26 protein-coding genes and 1 riboswitch are annotated in these 25,012 nt (G+C 40.4%); of the genes, 19 read left to right on the top strand and 7 right to left on the bottom strand.

The features are described 5' to 3' along the window. Window positions 1-4: 4 nt before the first annotated feature. The 3 genes from JOC76_RS11230 to JOC76_RS11220 are packed head-to-tail and all read left to right on the top strand — an operon-like array spanning window position 5 to window position 2,528. Entirely contained in the window at window positions 5-742 is a 738-nt protein-coding gene (locus JOC76_RS11230) for an ABC transporter ATP-binding protein (protein ID WP_205177699.1), read from the top strand. Then, on the top strand, window positions 732-1,502 hold the full coding sequence (locus tag JOC76_RS11225; RefSeq protein WP_205177698.1) for an ABC transporter permease: 771 nt from the start codon (window positions 732-734) through the stop codon (window positions 1,500-1,502). The genes JOC76_RS11230 and JOC76_RS11225 overlap by 11 nt, the downstream gene beginning before the upstream one ends. A gap of 18 nt (window positions 1,503-1,520) precedes the next feature. Next, a complete protein-coding gene (locus tag JOC76_RS11220; RefSeq protein WP_205177808.1) occupies window positions 1,521-2,528 on the top strand; it encodes an ABC transporter substrate-binding protein in 1,008 nt (335 codons plus the stop codon). Window positions 2,529-2,597: 69 nt separating this feature from the next. On the opposite strand, the gene tgl is transcribed toward JOC76_RS11220, so the two are convergent. Continuing rightward, window positions 2,598-3,326 (bottom strand): spore coat transglutaminase TGL, encoded by a 729-nt coding sequence (gene tgl / locus JOC76_RS11215; protein WP_205177697.1) that lies wholly within the window; start codon window positions 3,324-3,326, stop codon window positions 2,598-2,600. A 526-nt stretch (window positions 3,327-3,852) separates the two neighbouring features. On the opposite strand from tgl, the gene JOC76_RS11210 reads away from it, so the two are divergent. The 3 genes from JOC76_RS11210 (at window position 3,853) to JOC76_RS11200 (ending at window position 6,450) form a co-directional block, all read left to right on the top strand. Continuing rightward, window positions 3,853-4,053, top strand: a complete 201-nt coding sequence (locus JOC76_RS11210) for a cold-shock protein (protein ID WP_160718861.1) — start codon at window positions 3,853-3,855, stop codon at window positions 4,051-4,053. A 139-nt stretch (window positions 4,054-4,192) separates the two neighbouring features. After that, window positions 4,193-4,987 (top strand): hypothetical protein, encoded by a 795-nt coding sequence (locus JOC76_RS11205; RefSeq protein ID WP_239557698.1) that lies wholly within the window; start codon window positions 4,193-4,195, stop codon window positions 4,985-4,987. Between the two features lie 92 nt (window positions 4,988-5,079). Further along, window positions 5,080-6,450: an MATE family efflux transporter gene (locus JOC76_RS11200; RefSeq protein ID WP_205177695.1), complete on the top strand. Its 1,371-nt coding sequence runs from the start codon at window positions 5,080-5,082 to the stop codon at window positions 6,448-6,450. Between the two features lie 93 nt (window positions 6,451-6,543). On the opposite strand, the gene JOC76_RS11195 is transcribed toward JOC76_RS11200, so the two are convergent. Together JOC76_RS11195 and JOC76_RS11190 are read right to left on the bottom strand one after the other, a co-directional pair. Further along, a complete protein-coding gene (locus tag JOC76_RS11195; RefSeq protein WP_239557679.1) occupies window positions 6,544-7,650 on the bottom strand; it encodes an AbrB family transcriptional regulator in 1,107 nt (368 codons plus the stop codon). Window positions 7,651-7,818: 168 nt separating this feature from the next. Further along, window positions 7,819-8,112, bottom strand: a complete 294-nt coding sequence (locus JOC76_RS11190) for a hypothetical protein (protein WP_205177694.1) — start codon at window positions 8,110-8,112, stop codon at window positions 7,819-7,821. 168 nt (window positions 8,113-8,280) lie between these two features. Next, window positions 8,281-8,382, top strand: a riboswitch (SAM riboswitch). Between the two features lie 96 nt (window positions 8,383-8,478). Between JOC76_RS11190 and JOC76_RS11185 the strand changes: the two genes are divergently transcribed. From JOC76_RS11185 to JOC76_RS11145, 9 genes are all read left to right on the top strand, one after another. Beyond that, the gene (locus tag JOC76_RS11185) at window positions 8,479-8,613 is read left to right on the top strand and encodes a YezD family protein (protein ID WP_205177806.1); all 135 of its coding nucleotides are present in this window, start codon (window positions 8,479-8,481) and stop codon (window positions 8,611-8,613) included. A gap of 75 nt (window positions 8,614-8,688) precedes the next feature. Next, window positions 8,689-9,405 carry a phosphoadenylyl-sulfate reductase gene (locus JOC76_RS11180; protein WP_205177693.1) on the top strand — a complete coding sequence of 239 codons (717 nt, stop codon included), beginning with the start codon at window positions 8,689-8,691 and terminating at the stop codon, window positions 9,403-9,405. Between the two features lie 164 nt (window positions 9,406-9,569). Continuing rightward, on the top strand, window positions 9,570-10,721 hold the full coding sequence (gene sat / locus JOC76_RS11175; RefSeq protein WP_205177692.1) for a sulfate adenylyltransferase: 1,152 nt from the start codon (window positions 9,570-9,572) through the stop codon (window positions 10,719-10,721). A 15-nt stretch (window positions 10,722-10,736) separates the two neighbouring features. Then, window positions 10,737-11,336, top strand: coding sequence for an adenylyl-sulfate kinase (gene cysC / locus JOC76_RS11170; RefSeq protein ID WP_205177691.1), 600 nt, complete (start codon window positions 10,737-10,739; stop codon window positions 11,334-11,336). Window positions 11,337-11,356: 20 nt separating this feature from the next. Next, on the top strand, window positions 11,357-12,133 hold the full coding sequence (gene cobA, locus JOC76_RS11165) for a uroporphyrinogen-III C-methyltransferase (protein WP_205177690.1): 777 nt from the start codon (window positions 11,357-11,359) through the stop codon (window positions 12,131-12,133). Between the two features lie 17 nt (window positions 12,134-12,150). Next, window positions 12,151-12,882 (top strand): sirohydrochlorin chelatase, encoded by a 732-nt coding sequence (locus JOC76_RS11160; protein ID WP_205177689.1) that lies wholly within the window; start codon window positions 12,151-12,153, stop codon window positions 12,880-12,882. A 202-nt stretch (window positions 12,883-13,084) separates the two neighbouring features. Continuing rightward, a complete protein-coding gene (locus tag JOC76_RS11155) occupies window positions 13,085-14,887 on the top strand; it encodes an assimilatory sulfite reductase (NADPH) flavoprotein subunit (RefSeq protein WP_205177688.1) in 1,803 nt (600 codons plus the stop codon). A 27-nt stretch (window positions 14,888-14,914) separates the two neighbouring features. Next, complete coding sequence (cysI, locus tag JOC76_RS11150) at window positions 14,915-16,633, top strand: assimilatory sulfite reductase (NADPH) hemoprotein subunit (RefSeq protein WP_205177687.1); 1,719 nt, start codon at window positions 14,915-14,917, stop codon at window positions 16,631-16,633. Between the two features lie 372 nt (window positions 16,634-17,005). Then, the gene (locus JOC76_RS11145; RefSeq protein WP_205177805.1) at window positions 17,006-17,749 is read left to right on the top strand and encodes a rhamnogalacturonan acetylesterase; all 744 of its coding nucleotides are present in this window, start codon (window positions 17,006-17,008) and stop codon (window positions 17,747-17,749) included. A 174-nt stretch (window positions 17,750-17,923) separates the two neighbouring features. Here the strand turns inward: JOC76_RS11145 and JOC76_RS11140 are convergent, their stop codons facing one another. Further along, window positions 17,924-18,910, bottom strand: coding sequence for an NADPH:quinone oxidoreductase family protein (locus tag JOC76_RS11140; protein WP_239557678.1), 987 nt, complete (start codon window positions 18,908-18,910; stop codon window positions 17,924-17,926). Between the two features lie 239 nt (window positions 18,911-19,149). Between JOC76_RS11140 and JOC76_RS11135 the strand changes: the two genes are divergently transcribed. Next, the gene (locus tag JOC76_RS11135) at window positions 19,150-19,713 is read left to right on the top strand and encodes a DUF2062 domain-containing protein (RefSeq protein ID WP_205177685.1); all 564 of its coding nucleotides are present in this window, start codon (window positions 19,150-19,152) and stop codon (window positions 19,711-19,713) included. A 52-nt stretch (window positions 19,714-19,765) separates the two neighbouring features. Here JOC76_RS11135 and JOC76_RS11130 read toward each other — a convergent pair whose 3' ends face one another. Both JOC76_RS11130 and JOC76_RS11125 read right to left on the bottom strand, forming a co-directional pair. After that, window positions 19,766-20,584, bottom strand: coding sequence for a GDSL-type esterase/lipase family protein (locus JOC76_RS11130; protein ID WP_205177684.1), 819 nt, complete (start codon window positions 20,582-20,584; stop codon window positions 19,766-19,768). 81 nt (window positions 20,585-20,665) lie between these two features. Further along, window positions 20,666-21,574, bottom strand: a complete 909-nt coding sequence (locus JOC76_RS11125; protein WP_205177683.1) for an MBL fold metallo-hydrolase — start codon at window positions 21,572-21,574, stop codon at window positions 20,666-20,668. Window positions 21,575-21,825: 251 nt separating this feature from the next. Here JOC76_RS11125 and JOC76_RS11120 point away from each other — a divergent pair, with 251 nt between their 5' ends. The 3 genes from JOC76_RS11120 (at window position 21,826) to JOC76_RS11110 (ending at window position 24,042) form a co-directional block, all read left to right on the top strand. Beyond that, a complete protein-coding gene (locus JOC76_RS11120; protein WP_205177682.1) occupies window positions 21,826-22,008 on the top strand; it encodes a Fur-regulated basic protein FbpA in 183 nt (60 codons plus the stop codon). Between the two features lie 438 nt (window positions 22,009-22,446). Then, window positions 22,447-22,914 (top strand): SRPBCC family protein, encoded by a 468-nt coding sequence (locus tag JOC76_RS11115; RefSeq protein WP_205177681.1) that lies wholly within the window; start codon window positions 22,447-22,449, stop codon window positions 22,912-22,914. Between the two features lie 123 nt (window positions 22,915-23,037). After that, the gene (locus tag JOC76_RS11110) at window positions 23,038-24,042 is read left to right on the top strand and encodes a DUF3231 family protein (protein WP_205177680.1); all 1,005 of its coding nucleotides are present in this window, start codon (window positions 23,038-23,040) and stop codon (window positions 24,040-24,042) included. 59 nt (window positions 24,043-24,101) lie between these two features. Here the strand turns inward: JOC76_RS11110 and JOC76_RS11105 are convergent, their stop codons facing one another. Continuing rightward, entirely contained in the window at window positions 24,102-24,932 is an 831-nt protein-coding gene (locus JOC76_RS11105) for a YhcN/YlaJ family sporulation lipoprotein (protein ID WP_205177679.1), read from the bottom strand. Window positions 24,933-25,012 lie beyond the last annotated feature (80 nt).

The following is a 25,012-nucleotide window of genomic DNA, read 5'->3' as shown; positions in this document are numbered from 1 at the left end:
ATCGATGCTACAGATTAACGAACTATTTTTTACCTTTGGCAAGGAGAAACCGATTTTTGAACAATTGTCACTTGATGTGAAAGCAGGGGAATTTGTTTCTGTCATTGGGGCGAGCGGTTCTGGAAAAAGTACTCTATTTAAGTTAGTGACAGGGTTACTTGAACCAGATCAAGGTGAAATCCTTATAAACGAGGGTAAAGTGACAGGCAAGAGATTAGGACAAGTTGGCTATATGCCGCAAAAGGACCTGCTTTTACCATGGAGAACCGTTTTAGACAATGTTCTATTGCCGCTAGAAATGGCCAAAGGAAATAAGAAAGCTAAATTAGCGGAAGTCCGTGAATGGCTGGCCCGTTTTGGACTGGCTGATTATGAAAATTCATATCCCAATGAACTGTCAGGCGGAATGCGGCAGCGGGTTGCTTTTTTACGAACGCTTATGACCGGAAAAGACCTATTGTTATTGGATGAACCATTTGGGGCACTTGATTCGATGACAAAACGAAACATGCATAGCTGGTTATTGGGTCTGTGGGGAGAATTACAGAAAACGGTCCTATTCATCACCCATGATCTGGAGGAGGCCTTATTGCTTAGTGACAGAATCTATGTTCTCAAAGGGGAAGGAATTGTGGAATGGAAGGTCGACCTGCCAAGACCAAGAAATTCAGCACTAATCTACCAGACTGATTTTATTAGAATGAGAAAAGAACTGGAGTGGCTGATACAACATGAAAACTAAATTAACAAAATGGGGAAGTGATTACGGTTTATTTGTCATCGTTGTGATTCTTATTGTCAGCATATGGCAAATAATCGTGAATCGGGGGATTATACCAGCGTTTATCTTGCCATCTCCATCTGCGATCTGGCGCTCTTTGATGAACAACCGAGAACTGTTGTTTCAGGTGCATCTGCCTGCGACTCTTAAAGAGGTTTTAATCGGTTTTGCCATTTCGGTTACGGCTGGCACTATGCTCGGAGTCGGGATGCACTTTTCCCGTTCCTTAGAGAAAGTCCTTTATCCATTTTTGGTTATTTCACAAACCATTCCACTGATTGCGATTTCGCCGATTTTCATCATGTGGTTTGGCTATTCAATTTGGAGCAAGATTGCGGTCACGATTTTAACCGCGTTTTTCCCGATTGTCGTTAGTACCTATGATGGGTTGAAATCAGGTGCCGAGGAGTACCGTGAATTACTGTTGACAATGGGGGCAAACCGCTGGTCGATTTTTAAAAAAATTCAAGTGCCGCTTGCCTTGCCGTCGTTTATGTCTGGATTAAAAATGTCGGTTGTTTATTGTGTTGTCGGGGCTACGATTGGCGAATGGCTGGGTGCCAGTGAGGGTCTTGGATACTTCAGCCGGCGGATGTCGGGAAGTTTACAGGCTGATGCCGTGTTTGCTGCTATTTTTCTATTATCATTATTAGGAATTGTTTTGTTTTTATTGATCAGTTTGATTGAAAAACAACTATTAAAGAATAAAGTTCACATCTAAGAAGGGAAGTAAGTGAAAATGAAGAAAAGTGCCATAATCATGATCAGTCTTTTGCTGCTGATTCTAAGTGCTTGCGGAAAAAACGATCAAAGTGCAACTAAAAAGAGTACATCAGGGACAGACCAAAAGCTCGAGAAAGTGAGCTTAATGCTAGATTGGTATCCAAATGCGGTCCACTCTTTCCTTTATGCTGCGGAGGAGAAGGGCTATTTTAAAGAACAGGGTCTAGATGTCGATATACAAATGCCAGCAGATACCAATGATCCGTTAAAATTAGTGGCAGCGAACCAAGTCGATATGGCCTTAAGTTATCAACCACAGGTCTTGGTGGCTCGCGGCGAGGATATTCCCGTAAAATCGTTTGCTGCGATTGTCCGTCACCCGCTTAATCAATTAATGGTTCCAGCTGACAGCTCCATTAAATCACCTAAGGACTTGGCAGGGAAAACGATTGGCTATCCATCGATTCCATTAGATGAGGCAATCGTTCAATCGATGGTAAAAGCTGATGGAGGCGATGCTTCGAAGATTAAAATGGTCGATGTTGGCTGGGACTTAATTCCGGCGATGGCTACGAAGAAAACAAACGCACTGATTGGCGGTTATATTAATCACGAGAAATTATTACTCGACAAAGAGGGACATCCAATGCGCACGCTAAATCCGGCTGACTATGGGGTACCGGATTACTATGAACTAGTATTAGTCGGCAGTGAAAAAGAACTAAAAGCGAAACAAGAAGTGTTCAAAAAGTTTATGACAGCGGTTCGGGAAGGTCAAAAATATGTACAGGACCATCCAGAAGACGGCTTATCTATTTTACTAAAACATGAAGATAAATCATCTCCATTAGAGAAAGACATTGAAACGAAGAGCTTAAACATTCTCTTGCCACTCATGGAGGCAAAAGACAAATCCTTCGGCTACCAAGACCCACAAACATGGTCACAGGTCGCCCAATGGCTAAAAGACAACAAAGTCATTAAATCCAATGTAAAAGCAGAAGACGCGTTTATCAACTTTTAGAACTTCATAAAAGTAGAAATGGTGACAGGCACCGCCCTTGGGCGGTGCCTGTCACCTATTTTACGTATTTTAGTATAAAAAAGATTGAAAATATGGACGGGTTATTAAGCGCATGAGGTAGGCGGAATTCTTGGAATTAGGCTTTCTTTTTTTGTTTAGGAAGTTGATGATGGCACTAGCGTTTTGGATGCCAACTCCGTGACCGTAATAGGAATCATCGCCAAAATAGATCACATTCTCAGCACGCCAATGCGGCTGTTTTGGGTCAAAATCGGGATTGTTAAAATGAAGAATATCACCCGGCAGATAATCATCTGAATACACCTGATAAATGGGGAGGTCATCATCAAATTGCCAATCCATTAAATAAAGCCGGTCAAATAAGACATCAAAGCGCTCCTGTCCAATCGTATAAAGTGTAGCGATATATAAAACGATCGCTTTCCCAGTGCTACATTCAAACGCATAGAGTTTGCCATTTTTAAGAATGTCTAAAATCGCCACAGACGGGCTAGCCGAAGGCTTTAATAAAAATCCGCCATTTGGTAATCGATCCCAATACGTTTTATTGCAAAACGCATACGTGAAAGTGGTAAACTTTGCCCCGCTCTTGTTCAGTTCCCGGGCGGCCTTCATGATATTGGTACGAAAAAGGAGCTCAAACTTCAGTTGACTACTTGACTGATATTCATACGACGTTTGATAACGTGCCATTAATTGAATAATATTTTTCTGTTCTGGTATAGTTATTCCTTTAAGCTCGCTCGGTTCTACAACCTGATGATTGATTCTAATCATAGGCCCCTCCTGAATATCAAAAATCCACTCCTTCTAAAAATATGATTCATTTAAAAATTATATTTGTCTATTGAAGAAATTTTAATGTTGTCGTAACGCCACCTTTGCCCTGAATAACCGCATCCCGGTCAGAAAAGCAGAAACGAAGCAAATACTTGCTGATCCAATAAAGACGATGTGCATCCCTTCAATAAAAATATCCGGGCGGCGATCGCTCAACAGCCAAATTAACAGAGCCCTTTTATTAAAATTCCTTTGTTATTATACTATCAAAAATGCCTTATCTAAATGCAATTTAGAAATACAAATTATGGTATAAAATGCCTATATTTACCTATAACTTTTCTATCAAAAGGCAAAAGAAGCTTCAACAGTGTTTGCTTAATTAGTTTGTTTCTGTTATAGTAAAGAAGAATTATTTTTGTGAGTCGGAAAGAACGTTAAAGTGTAACTGCTTTTTGTCTTGAAGATTTGAGCAAGGATAGTAACAAATTGTGTGCACAGCACACAGCAGGAGGAACCACACATGGAACAAGGTAAAGTAAAATGGTTTAACGCAGAAAAAGGCTTCGGATTCATCGAACGCGAAGGTGGAGACGATGTATTCGTTCACTTCTCAGCAATCCAAGGCGAAGGCTTCAAATCTTTAGACGAAGGTCAAGCAGTTTCTTTCGACGTTGAACAAGGTCAACGTGGACCACAAGCTTCTAACGTTCGTAAAATATAATTTTTAAGCCATTCAACAAAAGGCTCTCATTGCGAGAGTCTTTTTTCTTTTCTTAGAGAAGCATCTGCTTCCATTATCATTTTCAATATTAAATGTTATAATCTAGAAACAATACATAATAATGGAGGCAATTGTCGTGATGGCCATTCTGCGTTCACAAATAGAACAATCCGAAGTAACACAATATATTCCGCCCAAAGGGGATTATCAAACCTTTCGTGATGAAGATCATTTTAAGGAAAAACTAAAAGAGTGGGGATTACCAGCTGCTAAACGAGAGTTTTGGTACAAAGAGCGCAAGCTTCAGCGTCAAGTGATCATTAAAGGATTTGAAACCTATGGTAATACAGACGAGTTTAACACACTGGTAATTGAGTTTCAGGATGGCAAGCTAACCTGTATTCATCCGGCCTTTTTAAAGGAAATGCAGTCGTCTAGCTTTGGAAAGGAAAGTCTGATCCAAATGGATGAAAAAGATTCGGGGGGTGCAACAACAGAAGAAGTAACAAAACAAACCGCTGCCCCGGTCGAGGCTCAAAAAAAGGAAAAGGCACCAGCAAAACCAGCTAGGGAACCAAAAGCAAAGAAAGAGAAAGCACCGAAATTAGAGCTTCCAGTGGATAAGGTTCATTTTACCGCATCTGTGAAACAGTTTGCTCTCGTCTATAATCCATTTAATGAGGAAAATGATGAGGTAGTTGTATTGGAGAATGTACAAATCGTTCAGGAAAATCCTCTTGATTTAGGCCTTGCATGGTGTAGCCATAGTAAAACTTTGAAAAAGTTTGAATTAGCATCTGGAGATGTTCTTGAATTCGATGGAAAAGTGGCGGCTAAAAAATTGGGCAAGGGGAAAGACGCAGCAGAGGAATTCATCGTTGAGGAAGCGGTATTATATAAAATAAATAACCCCTCAAAAATTGTTAAGAAATAGGGCTTCTTTAGAAGTCTTATTTTTTTGCGGAAATTTCAACCAAAATAAGGTATAATGAAATTCGGATTTTTATTTTTATAGGAGTATAGTATATGAACCAAACTTTTACACTTAAGGAAAAGACAAAACAAATCATTGTCCTATTACTACCCATATTAATTACCCAACTTGGTATGTTTTCAATGGTTGTCTTTAATACGATTATGTCCGGAAGATATAATAGTTCGGATTTAGCCGGGGTGGCGATTGGCACGTCTATTTGGAGCCCTGTTTTCAACGGAATTAGTGGGATTTTCCTTGCAGTATCACCGATTGCGGCCCAGCGTTTTGGACAAAAAAAGAAAGAGGAAGTTTCGTTTGTGGTAAAAAATGGAATCTACCTTTCTGTTTTAATTACCATGATAGTTGTTATTCTAGGATATTTTTTGTTAAACCCCATTCTAAATTTCATGAAACTTTCACCTAAAGTTCAAGACACTGCCTTTGATTACTTAGTGGGACTTAGTTTTGGATTGCTTCCGCTGTTTATTTTTAATGTGCTTCGTTCGTTTATTTATGCCTTAGGTAAAACCCGTGTCATTATGATTATTATGCTTTTATCATTGCCTATTAACTTAGTGTTGAATTATGTCCTGATCTTCGGGAAATTTGGTTTTCCTGAGCTTGGTGGGGCAGGGGCAGGCTATGCCACAGCGATTACGGATTGGGTATTCCTTGCGATGACGGTGTATGTGATTAAAAAACATGAACCTTTTTCTTCTTATTCCGTTTTTCCCAATCTGAAGGAATTTTCGTGGGAATATTGTCAGGAGATTTTAAAAATCGGGGTGCCGATGGGGCTTTCTGTTTTCTTTGAGACCACGGTGTTTGCAATTGTAACCATTTTGTTGAGTAAGTTTAATGTGACAACCATAGCGGCATATCAGTCTGCCTTAAATGTTGTTTCATTCATATACATGATCCCCATTAGTATTTCAACAGCGCTTACTGTACTTGTCGGGTTTGAAGTGGGCGCTAAGAGATACAAAGATGCGAAACAATATAGTTGGTTAGGGGTTGCCATCGCGGTGTTAATTGCCATCGGGACCGGTTTAATTGTGGTTGCTTTTCGCTATCAGGTGGCAGGACTTTATTCAACAGAAGAAGCCGTTATAAATTTGACGGCCAACTTTTTAATCTTTGCGCTGTTCTTTCAAATTTCCGATGCCATCCAGGCAACAGCCCAAGCGGCATTAAGAGGGTATAAAGACGTAAACATTGCCTTTATCATGACACTTGTGGCCTACTGGCTCATCTGTTTGCCAACCGGTTACTTGTTAGCTAATTTCACCAACTTAGGAGCAAGAGGCTACTGGATCGGCCTAACCATCGGCCTCCTCGCCGCAGGAATCGCCCTCTCGATGAGACTTATTCACATACAAAAGCAAAAATTTAATGAAACGGTGACAGGTACCATTAACTAGCTTTGACCGGTTTTTATGGGGGAAATATTCCAAATGGTGCCAGACACCAAGAAGACGCCATTCTCTTGAGAGAATGGCGTCTATTATTACGAACTATGCGGTTCTTTTAATCTTTCTCGATCCCACCTTAAAGAATAGTCTCAGCATTGGTGGAACGACAAAATAAATGAAAAAGAGCCGGAATAATTGGAAACCTGTGACCATTGATAAATCAGCATGGACTTCATGGGCAAGAAGGGCCATCTGGTCCATTCCTCCTGGCGCCAAGCTTAGTAAACTAGTCGATGGGGTAATGTGGTAAAAATAAATGAGCAATAGCCCTAAGCCGACCGACCCGGCAATCATCAAAAGACCGCTCAAAAACGCAAGACTGATGACTTTTGCTTTATGCTCTAGTTTCTCTGGCTTCAATAATAAACCAATATAGGAACCAATCATAAACTGTGAAATATCTAAAACAGATGAAGGCAAGACAGGTCCATGTAGACCGGCAATCCCGGCAATGGCTGTCCCAAGGATTGGACCTAATAAATTGGGTGTGGGAAATTTAAATTTCCGCGCCAAGAAAGCACACACCACACAAATAATCGCCAACAAAACCAAATTCGGAAAGACGGGTCCCGATAATTGTCCTGCTTGATCGACCATATCCGCCCCGGTACCACTACTCGAATGGTTAAACAACGGACCTAATATTAGAAAGGGAACGACGAAGATAATCATCATTAACCGCGCTACCTGCAGAAAAGTCACGGTCGTAATATCAATTCCTTTCATCTCTTCCGCAAAAATAATCATTTGCGAAAGCCCACCAGGAATACTCCCGGTTAGAACAGTTGGATAATCCACCCCCGTTAGTTTCGAAACAATCCAGGCAATACCTGCACAAAAAAACACAAGCAGCGTCGTCATCAGAAGCATCGACGGAAGTTTCGCGATAATTTGCAAAAGCGCCTCTTGGGTAAATGATAACCCAATTGAATAGCCAACGATAATTAAACCAGTATCCCGGATCCATACTGGCCAATAAAAAGCAATCTTGCCAAACCTGGCACCCATTAAAACCGCAGCCATGGGACCGAGGAGCCAGGGAATCGGTGTATGTAAGAAACTGAACAAAAGTCCACCCAAAAAAGCCGCCAACATCGTAAGCGAAATGCGAATTAATTTATGGTCTAGATTCATTGCTGATTTTTTCAAAAGAAACCCTTCTGTCTATTAAATTTTTCATTACGTTCTCCATTGTATGGGGACATGATATTTACCATTCAACTATTTTACCATGTTAACGTATTAAAATTAAAGTGAACAACCCCTTGTTTAGCCTCAAACAAAAAGAGAAAGCAACATCTGCTTTCTCTTACGTCCTTAATGACTGCTGCTGCTACTGCTCTCATGATGATGGTCTGTAGATTCCTCGAATGGTCCTTGATTAAAACCAAATGGACCTCTTGGAATAATATTTTCTACACGGAAAATGGCGACAATCGTTTCGATTCTAATCGCCAATACACGCGGACGAACTCTACCTCTCGATTCGATCACAATTATGTCATGACCAACTTCGAGAAGTCTTCCAGTAAAATCCCCTTGAAGGGTAACCACTTCCACTTCTTTCTTCAATAGTTCATGGGCAACATGATGAAAATTTAATTCTGTCATCACGATCCTCCTCCTTCCACAATACAGTAAATGCAGATGTTCAAAAAAGGGCATCAGTTTCCATAAAAAATTTTTTACTGTATAATGAATTAGATAATTTTTAAAATTTTATGTTTTTTTATTTACATAAAACCTATTGGTATGGTAGGATTAATTTCATCAATCAAATTCTTATCGAGAGAGGCTTAGGGACTGGCCCGATGAAGCCCGGCAACCTGCCAAGCAAGGTGCCAATTCCAGCAAAATGGTTTTCATTTTGGGAGATAAGGTGTTTACTCGACTTTTGTGAGCGCCTTTCTTAAAACAGGGAAAGGCGTTTTTTGTATAAAGGAGGCGAATCATCTGAACGCTGCGGAAAGGGAAGAACTGATCACACATTTAGAGAACATGTTGGTTTCCTTACAATTTGGTTCCATAACTCTGGTGGTTCAAGATGGCAAAATTGTACAAATAGAGAAAAATGAAAAGGTTCGTCTTAATCAAAAAAATAAAATCCGCTGACCAGAAGTCTGGAGGCTGTTTCCACGTCAGCCAGCCAGGAAGACGTTTTTTTTATGAAAAAAGGAGGTATGTCGCATGACAGCTGCTGTAACCTATCAAAATTGGCAACAAATTTCTGACACATTTTCATTCGACGATGAAACAAAAGGGGCACGCTCCGTATTAGAGTGGGCATACAACAACTATGCTGATGATGAAATTGTGTATGCATCAAGCTTCGGCGCAGAGGCAATAGTATTAATAGATATAATCCAACAGGTAAAACCCGATGCACGGATTGTGTTCTTAGATACAGGACTACATTTTCCAGAAACATACGAAGTCATCGATAAAATCGAAGCTCGTTTCCCATCCCTAAAAATTGAGCGGAAACAACCAAAAGTAACGCTTGATGAGCAAGCAGCAGAATATGGCTCAGCTTTATGGCTTCGAGATGCCAACCAGTGCTGCAATATCCGTAAGGTAATCCCATTAAGAGAGACCTTGACAGCCAAACAAGCATGGATTTCCGGTCTCCGCCGTGATCAGTCACCAACAAGGGTCAATACGGAATTCCTTAATAAAGATGATAAATTCGAGAATATTAAAATTTGCCCATTAATTCATTGGACTTGGGATGAGGTCTGGGATTACATTAAGAAAAAAGATCTTCCATATAACACTTTACATGACCAAAATTATCCAAGTATCGGCTGTTTCCCTTGCACTAAGCCTGTAGGAGATGGTGAAGATTCACGTGCAGGACGCTGGTCTGGAAGCGGCAAGACAGAATGCGGCTTACATACCCGTTAATATCCATCACTCTGCGATGAAGGTATTCTTGATTCCAAGTCGTGGATAAAAACAATCGGGTATATTTCCATATACAAAAAATTGCGATAGACTAAGTTTGCTAGTTTTACATTTTTATTGATATATATATTTTATTTTCAAAAAAAGAAAGGACTTGATTAAACGTGTCATTTTTACCAGCACCTCATGGAGGAAAACTAATTCAAGCTTTTAATCCAACTTATGATCTAACAACCATCGAAAAAGAAATTGAAATTGATGCAATCGCCTTGAGTGACCTTGAGTTGATTGGTGTAGGTCTTTTCAGCCCGCTTACCGGTTTCCTTGGTAAAGCTGATTATGAAAATGTAGTGGCTAACATGCGTTTGGCCGACAACACCATCTGGTCGATTCCAGTTACATTGCCTGTTTCATACGAAACAGCTGCAACACTAAAAGTAGGCGAAGAAATCAAGTTAGTTTTTCAAAACGAGGTTTATGGTGTGATCAAGGTATCTGAATGGTATGAGCCAGATTTAGATAAAGAAGCCATTGAAGTTTACAAAACTGACGAAGTAGCTCACCCAGGTGTAAAACGTCTTTATGAAAGAGGACCTGTCTATGTAGCAGGTGATATTGTACTAGTTAAAAAATCAGAAAAAGGCGTATTCGCTGATGTATGGTATGAACCAAAAGAAACACGTGAGATCTTTGAAGCAAAAGGTTGGAAAACCATTGTTGGTTTCCAAACGAGAAACCCAATCCACCGTGCACATGAGTATATTCAAAAAGCAGCTTTAGAAACTGTTGATGGATTATTTGTTAATCCGCTTGTTGGAGAAACAAAATCAGATGATATTTCAGCAGAAGTTCGTTTAAAAAGCTATCGTGTATTGCTTGATAATTACTATCCTGCTGAACGCGTTCAACTTGGTGTATATCCTGCGGCAATGCGTTATGCTGGCCCAAGGGAAGCGATTTTCCATGCAATTGCTCGTAAGAACTTTGGCTGCACACACTTCATCGTTGGTCGTGACCATGCGGGTGTAGGCAACTACTACGGAACATATGATGCACAGTACATCTTCAGTAATTTTGAAGAAGGCGAGCTTGGCATTAAACCATTATTCTTTGAACATAGCTTCTATTGCACAAAATGTGAAGGCATGGCTTCAGATAAAACTTGCCCGCACACTAAAGAAGATCGCGTCATCCTTTCAGGAACAAAAGTTAGAGAAATGCTTCGTGCCGGTGTACTTCCTCCTGCAACTTTCAGCCGTAAAGAAGTTGTCGAAGTATTAATCGAAGGAATGAAAGAAGAAACCGCAACAGTTTAAGGAGGAAATGCAACAATGTCTAAAGCAACCAATATTACTTGGCATTCAACTACAGTCTCAAAAGAAGACCGCCGTTCTCAAAATGGTCACGGCAGTGCCGTTCTATGGTTTACTGGACTTTCTGGTTCAGGTAAATCCACGATTGCGAATGCGGTCTCAAGTGAATTATACCGTCAAGGGATCAATGAATATGTCCTAGATGGCGATAATATCCGCCATGGTTTAAATAAGGATTTGGGCTTTTCAGATTACGATCGTACTGAAAATATTCGCCGTATTGGTGAAGTTGCTAAACTATTTGTCGATAGCGGAGCAATCGTAACAACAGCGTTTATTTCGCCATTCCGTTCTGACCGCGATCAGGTTCGGGCATTGTTTGAAGAGGGCGAGTTTATTGAAGTCTTTATTGACTGCCCGCTTGAACAATGTGAAGCGCGTGATCCAAAGAAACTTTATGAAAAAGCACGCCGCGGAGAAATTAAAGATTTTACTGGAATTGATTCACCATATGAAGCTCCAGAGCGCCCAGAAATTACGATTCGCTCTGACAAATTAACAGTGGGTGAAGCCGTTCAACAAATTTTTGCATACTTACAAGAAAAGAACATCATCTAGATAGGAAAGGGTGAGCAGCCATGGCTGGCAAGGTTTATTTAGTAGGTGCAGGTCCTGGAGATCCAGATTTGATAACGGTCAAAGGATTACGATGCCTGCAGGAAGCCGATGTCATCCTCTATGATAGGCTCGTAAATCCTGAACTACTCAAACTTGCAAAAGAAGGGGCACAGCTAGTTTACTGCGGTAAGCTCCCACATTATCATACGATGAAGCAAGAAACGATTAATCATTTTTTAGTCAAATACGCTAAAAAAGGGTATCAGGTTGTTCGGTTAAAGGGCGGCGATCCATTTGTGTTTGGGCGCGGCGGCGAGGAAGCGGAAGAGTGTGTGAAGCATGAGGTTCCGTTTGAAGTGGTTCCCGGGATAACTTCCGGGATTGCCGCTTCGGCTTATGCCGGAATTCCTGTCACCCATCGTGGATTAAGCAAAAGTTTTGCCTTTATCACGGGTCACCAGGCGAGCGACGAGGCAGCTGAACATCAATGGTATCACCTGGCAAATGGTGTGGATACGCTGTGTATTTATATGGGTGTTTCCCATCTCCCAACCATTACCAAGCAGTTAATCGATGCTGGTAAATTACCTGAGACACCGATTGCACTTGTGCACTGGGGAACCCTAAGCGATCAACAAACAGTCGTAGGGACGCTTGAGACCATAGTGGAACTTGTGAAGGAAGCTACAATCTCTAATCCAAGCATGATTGTGATTGGGGAGGTTGTAAAGCTTCATCATCGGTTAAACTGGTTTCAAGAGGAAATTGTTCCTAAATTGCCAGTTGTCCAGGGGTAGTCTTTGGAGGGATGTAGATGAAAGCCATTTTATACATTGGTCATGGAACACGCTCGAAAAAAGGTGCAGATGAGGCAAAAGCCTTTATTGCCCGAGTGAGTGAGCGTGTGACTGTGCCGATACAGGAGATTAGTTTTCTAGAGCTGACCGAGCCATCGATTGAAGTAGGTTTCAGTTTGTGTGTGCAAAAAGGGGCAACGGAAATAACAGTAGTTCCCTTGTTTTTATTGGCTGCCGGCCATATCAAACAGGATATCCCCAATGTCCTTGACAGCTTAAGCATGGCTTACCCTGATATTTCTATCAATGTCAAGGATCCTTTCGGTGTTCAAGGTGCCATCCTGGATGCTGTGGCTGAGCTGGTTAGAGAGACTGTTGGAACAGTTGTCCAGCAGGATCAGGTTTTAATTGTCGGAAGGGGAAGCAGTGACCCGGATACGCTCGCTGATTTCGATTTGATTGCCGCAGGCTTGAAGGAGCGCCTCGGGATCAAAGGTGTTTCAGTCTCCTATTTAGCAGCGGCGGAACCTCGTTTTAAAGAAGGATTACGTACAGTGATGGAAACAGCAGAGGGCAGGGTCATTGTGATTCCTTATTTATTATTCTCTGGGTTATTGATTGCAGAAGTAACCGCTGAGATTCGAAAGTGGTCGAAGCTAGGGCGAGAGATTTATCATACAGGTATCTTAAGCAGCCATCGGGTGATTGAGGATATGGTGGTTGCGCGGGCAACAGAGCGCGAGAATTGATCATAGGAAGCGATATTCCATGCTCAATTCTACTTTAAATCTGGTAATTTTCACCTAGTGAATGAATTCTATTAAATATTCTTTGTTTTTTTTTAGATAATAGTTGTCTGAATCATAAAAAAATGGCATGCTAGATTATTAGAGAGAATGTTTTCAATCTTTTTGCAAAATAATATTTTTTATTCCATGTGAGGTGGTATTGTTGCAACTTCAGGTATTAAACAGCCCGTTTACACAGGAGCAAGTGGAGCTCCTTAATAGACTCCTGCCAACTTTGTCTGAAACACAAAAAGTGTGGCTTAGCGGCTATCTTGCCGGTTCCCAACTCGGAACGGCACCAGCCCAATTGACACAGCTTCCAACAGAAAATGCAAAAATCTCAAAAGAGGTAACAATCCTTTACGGTTCCCAAACAGGAAACGCACGAGGATTAGCGAAAAAATCAGCACAAACTCTTGAAGCGAAGGGCTATCAAGTAACTGTCAGCGCTATGAGCGATTTTAAAGCTAACAATCTTAAAAAGCTTCAAAATCTTCTTATCATTGCCAGCACTCACGGAGAAGGGGAGCCGCCTGATAATGCGATTAGCTTCCATGAGTTCCTAAACAGCAAAAGGGCACCAAAACTAGATGAGTTACATTTTTCCGTTTTAGCTCTTGGTGACAGCTCATACGAATTTTTCTGTCAAACAGGAAAAGATTTCGATGCACGTCTTGAAGAACTTGGCGGTACACGACTATATCCACGTTTTGACTGTGATGTCGATTTTGATGAGCCTGCTGCAGAATGGCTTGAAGGTGTTCTTTCAAGTTTAGGTGAGGCTTCTGGATCAGCCCAAGCATCTGCTCAAGCGGTAGCAGTAAACCAAGCAGCTGAATCTGTTTACTCAAGAACGAACCCATTCAAAGCGGAGGTTCTTGAAAATATCAATCTTAACGGGCGCGGCTCCAATAAAGAGACACACCATCTGGAACTTTCACTTGAAGATTCCGGTCTGACTTTTGAACCAGGTGATGCTCTTGGCGTTTATCCTGATAATGATTCAGAACTAGTGGATCTCTTAATTAAGGAATTAAACCTGAATCCTGACGAAAAAGTAACCGTGAAACAAGGGGACGTTCGTACTTTAAACGATGCGCTTGTTTCCTATTATGAAATTACAGTTCTTACAAAACCACTTCTTCAAAAAGCAGCAGAGCTAACAGGTAATAAAGAGTTACAAGACCTTCTTGCACCTGGTAAAGAAGAAGAGGTAAAAGCATACCTGCATGGACGTGATGTACTAGATTTAGTTCGCGACTATGCACCATGGAATGTAACGGCACAAGAGTTTGTATCCATTTTACGAAAAATACCAAGTCGTCTTTACTCCATTGCGTCAAGCTTAGCTGCTAATCCTGATGAAGTTCATTTAACGATTGGTACCGTACGTTACGAAGCACATGGACGCGACCGAAAAGGCGTATGTTCGACATTAGTTGCTGACCGGACTAACCCAGGGGACATCCTCAATGTTTACGTTCAGCAAAACGAAAACTTTAAACTGCCACAAAACCCTGAAACACCAATCATTATGGTTGGACCTGGTACGGGTGTAGCACCGTTCCGTTCCTTTATGCAGGAACGCGAAGAAACAGGGGCAGAAGGAAAAGCCTGGATGTTCTTCGGTGATCAGCATTACGTGACAGATTTCCTTTACCAAGTTGAATGGCAAAAATGGCTGCAAAACGGAACATTAACAAAAATGGATGTTGCGTTTTCAAGAGACACTGACCAAAAGGTATATGTCCAACACCGTATGCTTGAAAACAGCAAGGAATTGTTCCAATGGCTGCAAGAAGGTGCCGCTGTATATATTTGTGGTGATGAGAAACACATGGCACATGATGTCCATCAAACAATCATCGACATCATTGAAAAAGAAGGCAGCCTAAGCCGTGAAGAAGCAGAAGCTTATCTTGCCGACATGCAGCAGCAAAAACGTTACCAGCGCGATGTATATTGATTTTTGTGGAAGGAGATTTATTTCAACATGGTTAATCAAATTTTAAAAGCACCAGATGGACCACCAAGTGATGTTGAGGATATTAAGGTACGAAGCAATTATCTGCGTGGTACGTTGAAAGAAGTAATGGTGGACCGAATGAGTGCCGGTATTCCTGACGATGATAACCGTCTAATGAAGCACCACGGCAGCTACTTGCAGGACGACCGTGACCTTCGCAACGAGCGTGCTAAGCAAAAGTTAGAACCAGCTTATCAATTCATGCTTCGTGTTCGCCTTCCTGGGGGAGTAGCAGCACCGAACCAATGGCTAGTAATGGATGAACTAGCTGATAAATATGGTAACGGCACGCTTAAGCTAACCACACGTGAGACATGGCAAATGCATGGAATTTTAAAATGGAATATGAAGAGTACCATTCAAGAAATTAACTCAGCACTTATGGATACAATCGCAGCATGCGGTGACGTAAACCGTAACGTTATGTGTGCTTCGAATCCGTATCAATCCGAGATCCATGCCGAAGTGTATGAATGGTCTAAAAAATTAAGTGATGATCTTCTTCCGAAAACAAGAGCCTACTACGAAGTTTGGTTGGATGAAGAAAAAGTAGCTGGCACTCCTGAATTCGAAGAAATAGAACCAATGTATGGTCCAACTTACTTGCCACGTAAGTTCAAAATTGGTATTGCGGTGCCACCACACAATGACATTGATGTCTTCTCACAAGACCTTGGCTTTATCGCGATTGTAGAAGATGGCAAACTAGTTGGCTTTAACGTAGCAATTGGCGGCGGTATGGGGATGTCACATGGTGATACGGCAACATATCCTCAGTTGGCAAAAGTGATCGGTTTCGTTAAACCGCACCAACTTTATGAGGTAGCGGAAAAAACAATTACAATCCAACGCGATTATGGCAATCGTTCCGTACGTAAAAATGCCCGCTTTAAGTACACAGTTGATCGTCTTGGTCTGGAAAACGTTAAGGCTGAGCTTGAAAACCGCCTTGGCTGGAGTCTAGACGAAGCTAGAGAATTCAAATTCGATCATAACGGCGACCGTTACGGATGGGTTAAAGGGGTTCAAGGAAAATGGAACTTTACCCTTTTTATTGAAAACGGCCGTGTGGCGGACTACCCAGATTATCAATTAAAAACGGGCTTACGTGAAATTGCCAAGGTCCATACGGGTGATTTCCACTTGACCGGTAACCAAAATGTGATTATTGCGAATGTTTCGAGCCAGAAAAAGAAGAAAATCAATGAATTGATTGAAAAATATGGCTTAACAGACGGTAAGCATTATTCTGCTCTTCGCCGCAGCTCAATGGCGTGTGTCGCTCTTCCTACATGTGGTTTAGCGATGGCAGAAGCAGAACGCTATTTACCAACTCTAATTACAAAGATTGAAGAGATTGTTGATGAAAACGGCTTACGAGAAAAAGAAATTACCATTAGAATGACTGGATGTCCAAACGGTTGTGCACGACACGCGCTTGGAGAAATCGGTTTTATCGGTAAAGCGGTTGGTAAATATAATATGTACCTTGGTGCAGCTCACGACGGCACCCGTCTTAGCAAAATGTACCGTGAAAATATCGGAGAAGAAGAAATCCTTAAGGAATTACGTGTGATTCTTCCGCGCTATGCGAAAGAAAGACAGGAAGACGAGCACTTCGGTGATTTTGTTATCCGCGCTGGTATTGTAAGAGCAACTACTGACGGTACCAATTTCCACGAATAAAAAGGAACAAAAAGAGAGGCAGGCAATCTGTCTCTCTTTTTGTTGTAGCTTAGGCTCTGTTAAACGAAATTGTTGTTTTTTTGTACCCTGTTGATTGGAGCGGAAGGCGCTCGACTCCTGCGGGAGTAGGAGGCTCCCCGGCACGCTCGCGGAAATCAACCCCAAATTTAACAGAGCCTTAGCTTAAAAAAAATACTGTACATCATCTCTAAAAGGTGTGAAAATGGATTGATTGGGTATGTAACAGGAACAATAAGCTTAAATGAGTTGTTTTTTTAATAGGGGGAACAAAGTTTGAAAAAAAGGTTAAAAATTAAACTCGCATTCATCTCTTTGATGGTTATCCTAGCGGGGTTTGTAGTATATACAAATATGAATCGACTAGAAACGAAACCAAAGCTGGTGATGGCAGAGGAAGCCCCATCAAAGCCTGTCACCATCTATCTCGCAGGTGATTCAACGGTCTCCAATTATCCTAATTCATTATTTCCACGTTCCGGCTGGGGGCAGGTTCTTCCGACCATGCTGGACAAAGAAGTAACAATCCGGAATTTTGCTAAACGGCGGAGAAGTTCGAAGAGTTTCATTCAAGAAGGCAGATTGAATTCGATTTTAAACAGCATCCAAAAAGGAGATTATCTGTTCATCCAGTTTGGTCACAATGATGAAAAAGTGAACTATCCAAACCTCTACACAAATCCAGACACAACCTATAAAAGCTATTTAAAACAGTATATTGTCGGAGCGAGGAAAAAAGGAGCCATTCCGGTTCTAATCACACCCGTTCAACGGATGAGTTTTTCAAGTAGTGGCAGGGCATTGGATACCCATGGCCGTTATCCAGCCGCCATGAAGGCACTTGCTAAAGAGGAGAATGTCCCAGTGATCGATTTAGCGTCCAAAAGTAAAACATTATACCAACAGCTAGGAGCTGTAAAAACCAAAAAATTATTTTTATGGCTGAAAGCTGGTGAATATCCAAATTATCCTCAAGGAGTAGAGGATCCTACTCATTTTCAGGAATATGGTGCTACGCAAATCGCAAAATTGGTGATTGAGGGGATAGAGGAGCAACATCTACCCATTGAAAATCATATTCTGCCCAAGTATCGTTGAATCATGAAAGAAAGCTGCTCCTTTGCGAATAAGAGCAGTCTTTCTTTAGGTTTCGGTGTTGAAAATTCACTATATCGGCGGTTTTTTGGGTCTTATCAGCGATATTGATGAACTTATCAGCGATTTCGAGACACATTCCGGCGATTTTTCCATTTTATCAGCGAAAACCAAAGTCTAAATTAAATTTACAATCATTCTACCTCGTGCCTGACCCTTTAAGAGAGTAGGAAGTACCTCAGGAAGCTGCTCAAGTGTCACTTCCTCCTGAATAAGCTCAACTAGGTTTGCTGGTTTAAAATCTGAAGCGAGACGATCCCAAATTTTTAATCGTACCTCCATTGGACAATAAACCGAGTCAATTCCCAATAAATTGACACCCCTAAGAATAAATGGGAACACGGTTGTTGGGAGCTTCGTCCCAGCCGTTAACCCGCTTGCTGAGACAGAACCGCCGTATTCGATTTGACTAAGTAAGGAAGCAAGAGGCTCACCACCAACGGGATCGACAGCCGCAAACCATTTTTGTTTACCTAGAGCTCTAATTTTTCCATCATAAACCTCATCACGGGAAATGACGTTTATTGCTCCAAGTTTTTTTAAATAATCTTGTTCGCTTTCTTTTCCCGTACTTGCTTCCACCTCGTAGCCAAGTTTTGCGAGAATAGATACGGCAAAACTGCCTACTCCACCAGTTGCTCCTGTAACGAGAACCTTACCTTTGTCAGGTGAAACATTATTTTCTATTAAGCGTTGGACCGATAATGCAGCAGTAAGACCTGCAGTGCCAATGACCATGGCTTCTTTGAGAGTTAGACCAGATGGAAGAGGAACGATCCATTTGGCAGGAATACGGGTATACTCACTATATCCGCCGAAATGGGAAACCCCAATTTCATAACTAGTGGCAATGACCTCATCCCCTTCTTGGAAACGGGAGTCACTTGATGAAACGACTGTACCAGCTAAATCGATTCCTGGAACGAATGGATAGCGCGTGACAATATTGCCATTCGGAATACTTGCCAAACTATCTTTATAATTGACACTAGAATAATGGACTCTAATTAATACTTCACCTTCAGGCAGGTCGGTCAGTGATAAATTTTGCACTTCTACAGAAAATTGTTCTTCTTGCTTATTAACAATGAGGGCTTTAAACATTTGTGGTAACTCCTTTGTTGGTTGTTGCATACTATAATATTATCACTTTATTTAAGTGGAAAATCCTCAATTTGTGAAGGACTAGGTAATTTTTCACCTTAATCTTGTACTCAAATAATATTTTAAGGAAAATTTAATGAAAAACCAGCAATAACCTATGTAGTACTTATGGTTTATTTGTGAATTTTGGAATATAATTAAACTATAATATTTGTTGTATTGGGTAGGGAGGTTAACTTATGAGCATAAAACAAAATAAGTACAATTTCTTCCAGCGTTTAGGACGTGCTTTTAAGTTAAACTTTTTAAAACTTCTCCGTTCACCGGGAGGGGCTAAAAAGGTTTCATTAGGATTTGCGATTGGATTTGGGCTAGAAATGTTAGTGATTTCATCTGCCTCACTTATATATATCTTATTTGTACCAATCGTCCGCTTGGCTAAAGGATCTTTACCAGCTTCGATTATTGGAAATGTGATTGGAAAACTTACTTTATTGCCTGTGCTTTTACTGCCTTTTGCCAGAAAATTAGGGAAATTGATCTTACCGATGAAGGTAAAACTGGGGGATAACGGTTCCTTTTCTTTCAATCGACTGCTGCACGGAGATTTTCATAGCCTAGTCAGTTTGATTCATGGTGGGGTTCATGCTTTAATCGGGATGACCATTTTTGGCATTATCCTTGGCGTAATATCTTACTTTATTGTTCATTATTTTTATGAAAAAGAACGGATAAATCGATTGAAAAGACGACGTACTCGGAGTGAAATCCGGATTAAAAGAATAAATAAAAACTTTATTTGACCTTGAAACCGTTCGCATCAAAAAAAAACGAAGGAGCCGATCCTTCGTTTTTTTATGCTGATATTTTACGATATTGATGCTTAAATTGATAAATCATTTGCTCGGAAATCGCTGTATAACCTGATAGGTTTGGATGAACACCATCAGACGATAAATTTTGTAGATGATTTTCATTAATCACTTTTGACGTTTCAACCACAATCGAAGATGGAAGTTGATCGGCGACTTCATAAATATGAACATTCCATTTTGGAAGTAATTGATCCGCTAAAGAATACATTTGGTTTTTGGGAGATAACGGATTATAGAGTTCTAATAAAACGATTGTGGCATTAGGATTTAGTTTGGTTACTCTTGACGTAATTTCCGTTAAATTTTTAGTAAAAGTAGTCTGCAGCTGATCATAGGTTTGAAATACTGATTGGAGATCAACTCCCTTGGCAGCATGAATAATATCATTTCCACCAACGTTGATTGTGATGATATCCGCCTGCTTGATCGAGTGATCGAATTTCCCCGATTGAACCAGTTGGTTTAATTCACTGCTCGTTATCCCGTTGACACCTTGGTTGTCAAACACTATTTTTTTATGGGCTTGTTCCCCAAGTTTGTTAGAAAATTGCGTGACCATGTTATCAGTTTGGTCGGCACCGACACCGCGAATAACAGAATCGCCAATGGCTAAATGATGTAAGGTATCAGCTTTTATGTTTTTAAAATAGTTAAGATAAGAGATCTTTTGGTCTGTTTGACTTGCTTTTACGGTGTGTTTTTTCATTTGGTAAAGTTGATAGTGTGGATAATAAATCCAGACCGAAGTACCAATTCCAATAAGTAACACCAAGCATAGCAAGGTTTTAAAAATTTTCATCTGAATTCACTCCTTAATATTCCATTATAACAAAAAAGATAACTGAAATATGTAGGAGTTGATTTCCAATCCAGTATCATTTTACATAACCGTCTCACCAAGTAAAAGAATTTTCAATTGGTCCTTGGGAAGCTGTTCTTTTTCCCAGGTACGGTATAAACGTTCTAACGCTTCCGGTCCCGTATCATCGGCTAACCGATAGGCACCATAATGCATGGGAACGAACGTGTTTGCTTTTAACTCTAGGAAAGCTTTGACACTATCCTCAGGTGAAATATGAGAAACCGCCATAAACCACTCTGGTTCATATGCTCCAATTGGCATAAAGACCGTATCAATTTCAAAGCGTTCGGCAATTTGTTTAAAGCCGTTAAAATAGCCGGTATCCCCTACAAAATATAGGGTTTCTTGTTTTGTTTGAAAAATCCACCCTCCCCAATGAGATGTATTCATATCATTTAATGTTCTCCTTGTCCAGTGCTGAGCTGGGACGAAATGAAGGGTAATACCGTTATAATCAGTCGTTTCCCACCAGTTTAGTTCTGATACCTTTTGATAGCCCTTTTTTATAAAAAGTGACTTTAAGCCAGCCGGAACAAAATAATGTGGGGTGCCTTTTAATTTCTTTAATGTCGGAAAATCTAAATGGTCATAGTGACCATGTGAAATCACGACCATATCAATCTCTGGCAAGTCGGCAATGGCGATGCCCGGCTCTGTTAGTCTTTTCTGAAAACCCATCCGCTTGGCCCAAACGGGGTCGGTTATGATATTAACGCCGTTTAATTGGATCAAAAAGGTTGAATGGCCAATCCAGGTATAGGATGTCTGGCTCCTGTTTTCATTCAGTTCTTTTATCCTTTTCAGTGGTGCTTGTTCAATGTTGACGGATAAATCTTTTACCTTTGATTTTCTTTCCTTTTGCCATTTTCGCATGTCTTTAAATGTTTTATTATTTTCCACACCATCTAAATTTGCAAAACGTTTCATGAATATTCACCTTGGTCTTTCGGGAAGTCTAATTATAAAATGAGTATAACAATTATTTTGATAACCATCAAAATTTAACCAATATAACATAATTTTAAAAAAACAATATGTACATATTGTAAAATTGTAACGTTCATTAAAATCAGATAAAATTATTGGTTAAGTTTCTTTTCGACAATATTCTAAAATAGGACTATTTATAATAGTACCTGAAGGCAGAAAATAAAAGTCTATGAATGGAGGTTTCTAGGGTGAGCGAATTACTTCAGGGAGCTGTCCAGGAGCAAAGACAAATTTTGATTGATGAACTAATTAAATCAGGGGTGTTTAAAATTAAAAATAAGCATCTTTATGAGATGACCCTGAGCGAATTAGAAAGAGAATATGGAAACATCGGTTTAACGGATTTGTCGATTCAACATACTTATATGTAATTTTCAGCTTATATTAACATAGGAAAATAGAGAAGCCGCTCCGATTATGAGGGTACTGCAATACACAAGATTTAATTTTTGAATCACAATATTAGAGGCGCAGAAAAAGGGTGAAACACTACCATTGGTAGGTGCTCACCCTTTTTTTAGATATTTTCCGACTTTTGCAGTGCCCTCCAAATGGGTGTGCTTTTTTTAAAAAGATTGAAAAGTATAAATTTTGACTTCGAGAATTGTCCAGCACCAGCGCCTAGCCTCTCGATGGTCTACAGTCGCTCAGGGAATGAAGGCAAAGAACGCCTTCTTTCCCTGAGTGTCTTATGCTTGTCGGGGCTGTTCAAGGCGATTGCGCGCTTTTGTTCTGGAATAAAGATTACTTCACCTCTTCGCCCAGAGATGAATAAGATAAATCATCTGCTGGATACGGGAGGAGAAACAGTGGAAATCGAATATGAATATCGCTTTGGTTTGCCGAGAAACTTGGTCTGGAAATTTATCAAAAATGAAAAAATACTGCAAAATGCACTGCCCGGATGCAGGTCCTTTACCGAGTTGTCAAAAGGTGTCTATAAAGCCGAAGTCGAGATCCACATTGGACCAATGCAAGACATATTTACAATGGATATCCGATTGGATGAAGAAAAAGAACCAACCATCTTACGGCTCTTTATTAATGGGAATGGCAGTATGGGACAACTAAACGGAAATGCGATCCTTAAGCTAAAAGAAAGCCAAGGGTCCACTCTGTTAACCTGTAAGGCTAATGGACAAATTACTGGGGCACTGAGTTTAGCAGGAAAGAGGATGTTAGATTCCGGTGTTAACAAGGGTTTAGAAAGTTTTTTCAAAACAATTGAAAAAGAAATCAAGCGTCATATTTATGAATTAAAAAGACGCAACCGTTGAGGGAGCAGATGATCGTCTGCTCTTTTTGAATAGGTTGGACATGGCATGCATTATTCATAAGATTTCCTTTCATTGGAAAGACTATCTTGGAGAGTGAAACATGTAGTTGTGGGGTTGTTTAAATTGGAAAATCAGTCAGAAATAGGTCTAACAGCTACAGAAATGTCGGGTTTATGGGCACAATATATTAATGATACTGCTTCTATTTGTGTGAACACCCACTTTCTTGAAAAAACAAAAGATTCCGAAGTCAGGCCAATTGTTGAATTAGCCTTATCCGTTGCCAAACACAATATTGCATTTCTTGAGGACTTTTTTAAAAAGGAAAATTTCCCTGTACCGAATGGATTTACTGATAAAGACGTTGTACCAGATGCCCCCAAGTTGTTTTCAGATACGTTCGTTGTAATGTATTTAAGACAAATGTCAATGCTTGCAATGGCAGCGAGCAGTGGAGCCATTGGGTTAGGTACCCGTGAAGATGTCGTCTCATTTCATAAAACCATCTTAAAAGAGGCAGTTAAATTGCAGGACTTAACACGCCAATTGATGCTACAACAAGGTACATATATTCGACCTCCATTTATCTCAATACCGGATAAAGTGAGCTTTGTCGAGAAGCAACAATTTTTAGCAGGATTTTTTGGAAAGAAAAGAGCCTTAACCTCTATTGAGGTCTCACACTTGTTTTTAAATATCCAAACGAATAGCATAGGGAAAGCTCTCATTATGGGTTTTGGTCAAATTGCTAAGAACGAGGACGTAAAGCAATACATGCTAAGAGGGAAACAAATTGCCCAAAAACATTTGGAGATATTTGGTCAATATCTTACTCGAAACGATCTTCCTGCACCAATGAGCTGGGATTCCAATGTCTTCGATACGACAGCACCGATTTTCTCAGATAAATTATTGATGTTTCATACCTCTGCGATGATTGCAGCGGGTATTGGAAACTATGGTTTGGCAATGGCAGCAAGTCCAAGAAGAGACTTGGCTTTAAAGTATGCATCACTATTACCGGAAATCGCTCTATATGCAGAAGACGGTGCGAATATCATGATTCAATACGGCTGGTTAGAAGAGCCTCCTCAAGCTGATGATAAAGATGATTTAATTAAAAATTAAACGGGGCTTGGCAGGAAAGAAGCATTGCACTCTCATAACTGGCAATGCTTCTGAATCCATTATCTAAAAATGTTGTTGACTGAATTGGTGAAATCGTTCCAAACGCCGTTTTTATTCCGACCGGTAGATAGATCGTTTGAATAATTGGTCATTTGATTGAAGAAAGTTCGATCGTACGATATATAGACACGATTGATTGACTTTTCAGCCACATGGACCTGTTTTTGAATCTTCTTGTCCAGTGCTGAAGAGACGTGATGATAGTTGGAACGGGTGGTTCCGTCATATGTTCCCGTTGTCCCGTTATTTGTACCAGTAAATCCACTATTGTCAACAGTAGACCCGGTGCCAGTTCCACGGATATCTACTGTGCCTCGCGTGTTAACTCCTTGTCCTGCATTAACGTTATTGCCAATACCTGTTCCTGTATTGTCAACCCCTGTTACCCCTGTGTTATTCGGATAATTCCCATGTTTGGCTGTTCCGAGTGAATTATAAGAGGTCGAATTGTAATTATTTGTAGCAAGATTGTTTCTTGTAGTATTTGTTCCCGTAATGTTGGTTGTTCCCGTTGTACCAGTTGTCCCGGTTTGGTTACGGTTATTTTGTAAACGAACGGCCACATATGCATCATTGTCGCGAATAATAACATGCGCTAAGTCTACTTCTTTCAGTTTTTCAACACTTCTTCCAGCACGATTTGAAACCCGTAAGTTATTGTTGTCCCTTACATTTTGTACATTTAAACGGTTGTCCATATTATTTCGGACATTACGTGTTGTGAGGTCATTGTTTACGTCATTTCTAAGATCGTTTTTGGTTGTAGTATTACAACCTGTTAACCCGATAAGGGTAGAAGCCAGCACGAAAGTCACTAAACCTTTTTTCAAAAACTTCACTCCCTTAAAATAATGTGTTACAAATATATCGTCACCTATTTTGGTTGAAGTATTCGATGACAGACGGAGGT

The organism is Neobacillus cucumis (assembly GCF_016908975.1).
GTDB lineage: Bacteria > Bacillota > Bacilli > Bacillales > Cytobacillaceae > Neobacillus > Neobacillus cucumis.
Note: the sequence above shows the minus strand (reverse complement) of the source record. Positions and strands in the feature narration are given on the sequence as shown.

Coding starts and splice junctions, on each gene's coding strand:
- JOC76_RS11135 (WP_205177685.1), top strand. CDS start 19,150: ATGAGCATAAAACAAAATAAGTACAATTTCTTCCAGCGTTTAGGACGT.
- tgl (WP_205177697.1), bottom strand. CDS start 3,326: ATGATTAGAATCAATCATCAGGTTGTAGAACCGAGCGAGCTTAAAGGA.
- JOC76_RS11230 (WP_205177699.1), top strand. CDS start 5: ATGCTACAGATTAACGAACTATTTTTTACCTTTGGCAAGGAGAAACCG.
- JOC76_RS11125 (WP_205177683.1), bottom strand. CDS start 21,574: ATGAAACGTTTTGCAAATTTAGATGGTGTGGAAAATAATAAAACATTT.
- JOC76_RS11190 (WP_205177694.1), bottom strand. CDS start 8,112: ATGACAGAATTAAATTTTCATCATGTTGCCCATGAACTATTGAAGAAA.
- JOC76_RS11180 (WP_205177693.1), top strand. CDS start 8,689: ATGACAGCTGCTGTAACCTATCAAAATTGGCAACAAATTTCTGACACA.
- JOC76_RS11200 (WP_205177695.1), top strand. CDS start 5,080: ATGAACCAAACTTTTACACTTAAGGAAAAGACAAAACAAATCATTGTC.
- JOC76_RS11140 (WP_239557678.1), bottom strand. CDS start 18,910: ATGTTTAAAGCCCTCATTGTTAATAAGCAAGAAGAACAATTTTCTGTA.
- cysC (WP_205177691.1), top strand. CDS start 10,737: ATGTCTAAAGCAACCAATATTACTTGGCATTCAACTACAGTCTCAAAA.
- cobA (WP_205177690.1), top strand. CDS start 11,357: ATGGCTGGCAAGGTTTATTTAGTAGGTGCAGGTCCTGGAGATCCAGAT.
- JOC76_RS11130 (WP_205177684.1), bottom strand. CDS start 20,584: ATGAAAATTTTTAAAACCTTGCTATGCTTGGTGTTACTTATTGGAATT.
- JOC76_RS11145 (WP_205177805.1), top strand. CDS start 17,006: ATGAATCGACTAGAAACGAAACCAAAGCTGGTGATGGCAGAGGAAGCC.
- cysI (WP_205177687.1), top strand. CDS start 14,915: ATGGTTAATCAAATTTTAAAAGCACCAGATGGACCACCAAGTGATGTT.
- JOC76_RS11160 (WP_205177689.1), top strand. CDS start 12,151: ATGAAAGCCATTTTATACATTGGTCATGGAACACGCTCGAAAAAAGGT.
- JOC76_RS11210 (WP_160718861.1), top strand. CDS start 3,853: ATGGAACAAGGTAAAGTAAAATGGTTTAACGCAGAAAAAGGCTTCGGA.
- JOC76_RS11225 (WP_205177698.1), top strand. CDS start 732: ATGAAAACTAAATTAACAAAATGGGGAAGTGATTACGGTTTATTTGTC.
- JOC76_RS11220 (WP_205177808.1), top strand. CDS start 1,521: ATGAAGAAAAGTGCCATAATCATGATCAGTCTTTTGCTGCTGATTCTA.
- JOC76_RS11205 (WP_239557698.1), top strand. CDS start 4,193: ATGGCCATTCTGCGTTCACAAATAGAACAATCCGAAGTAACACAATAT.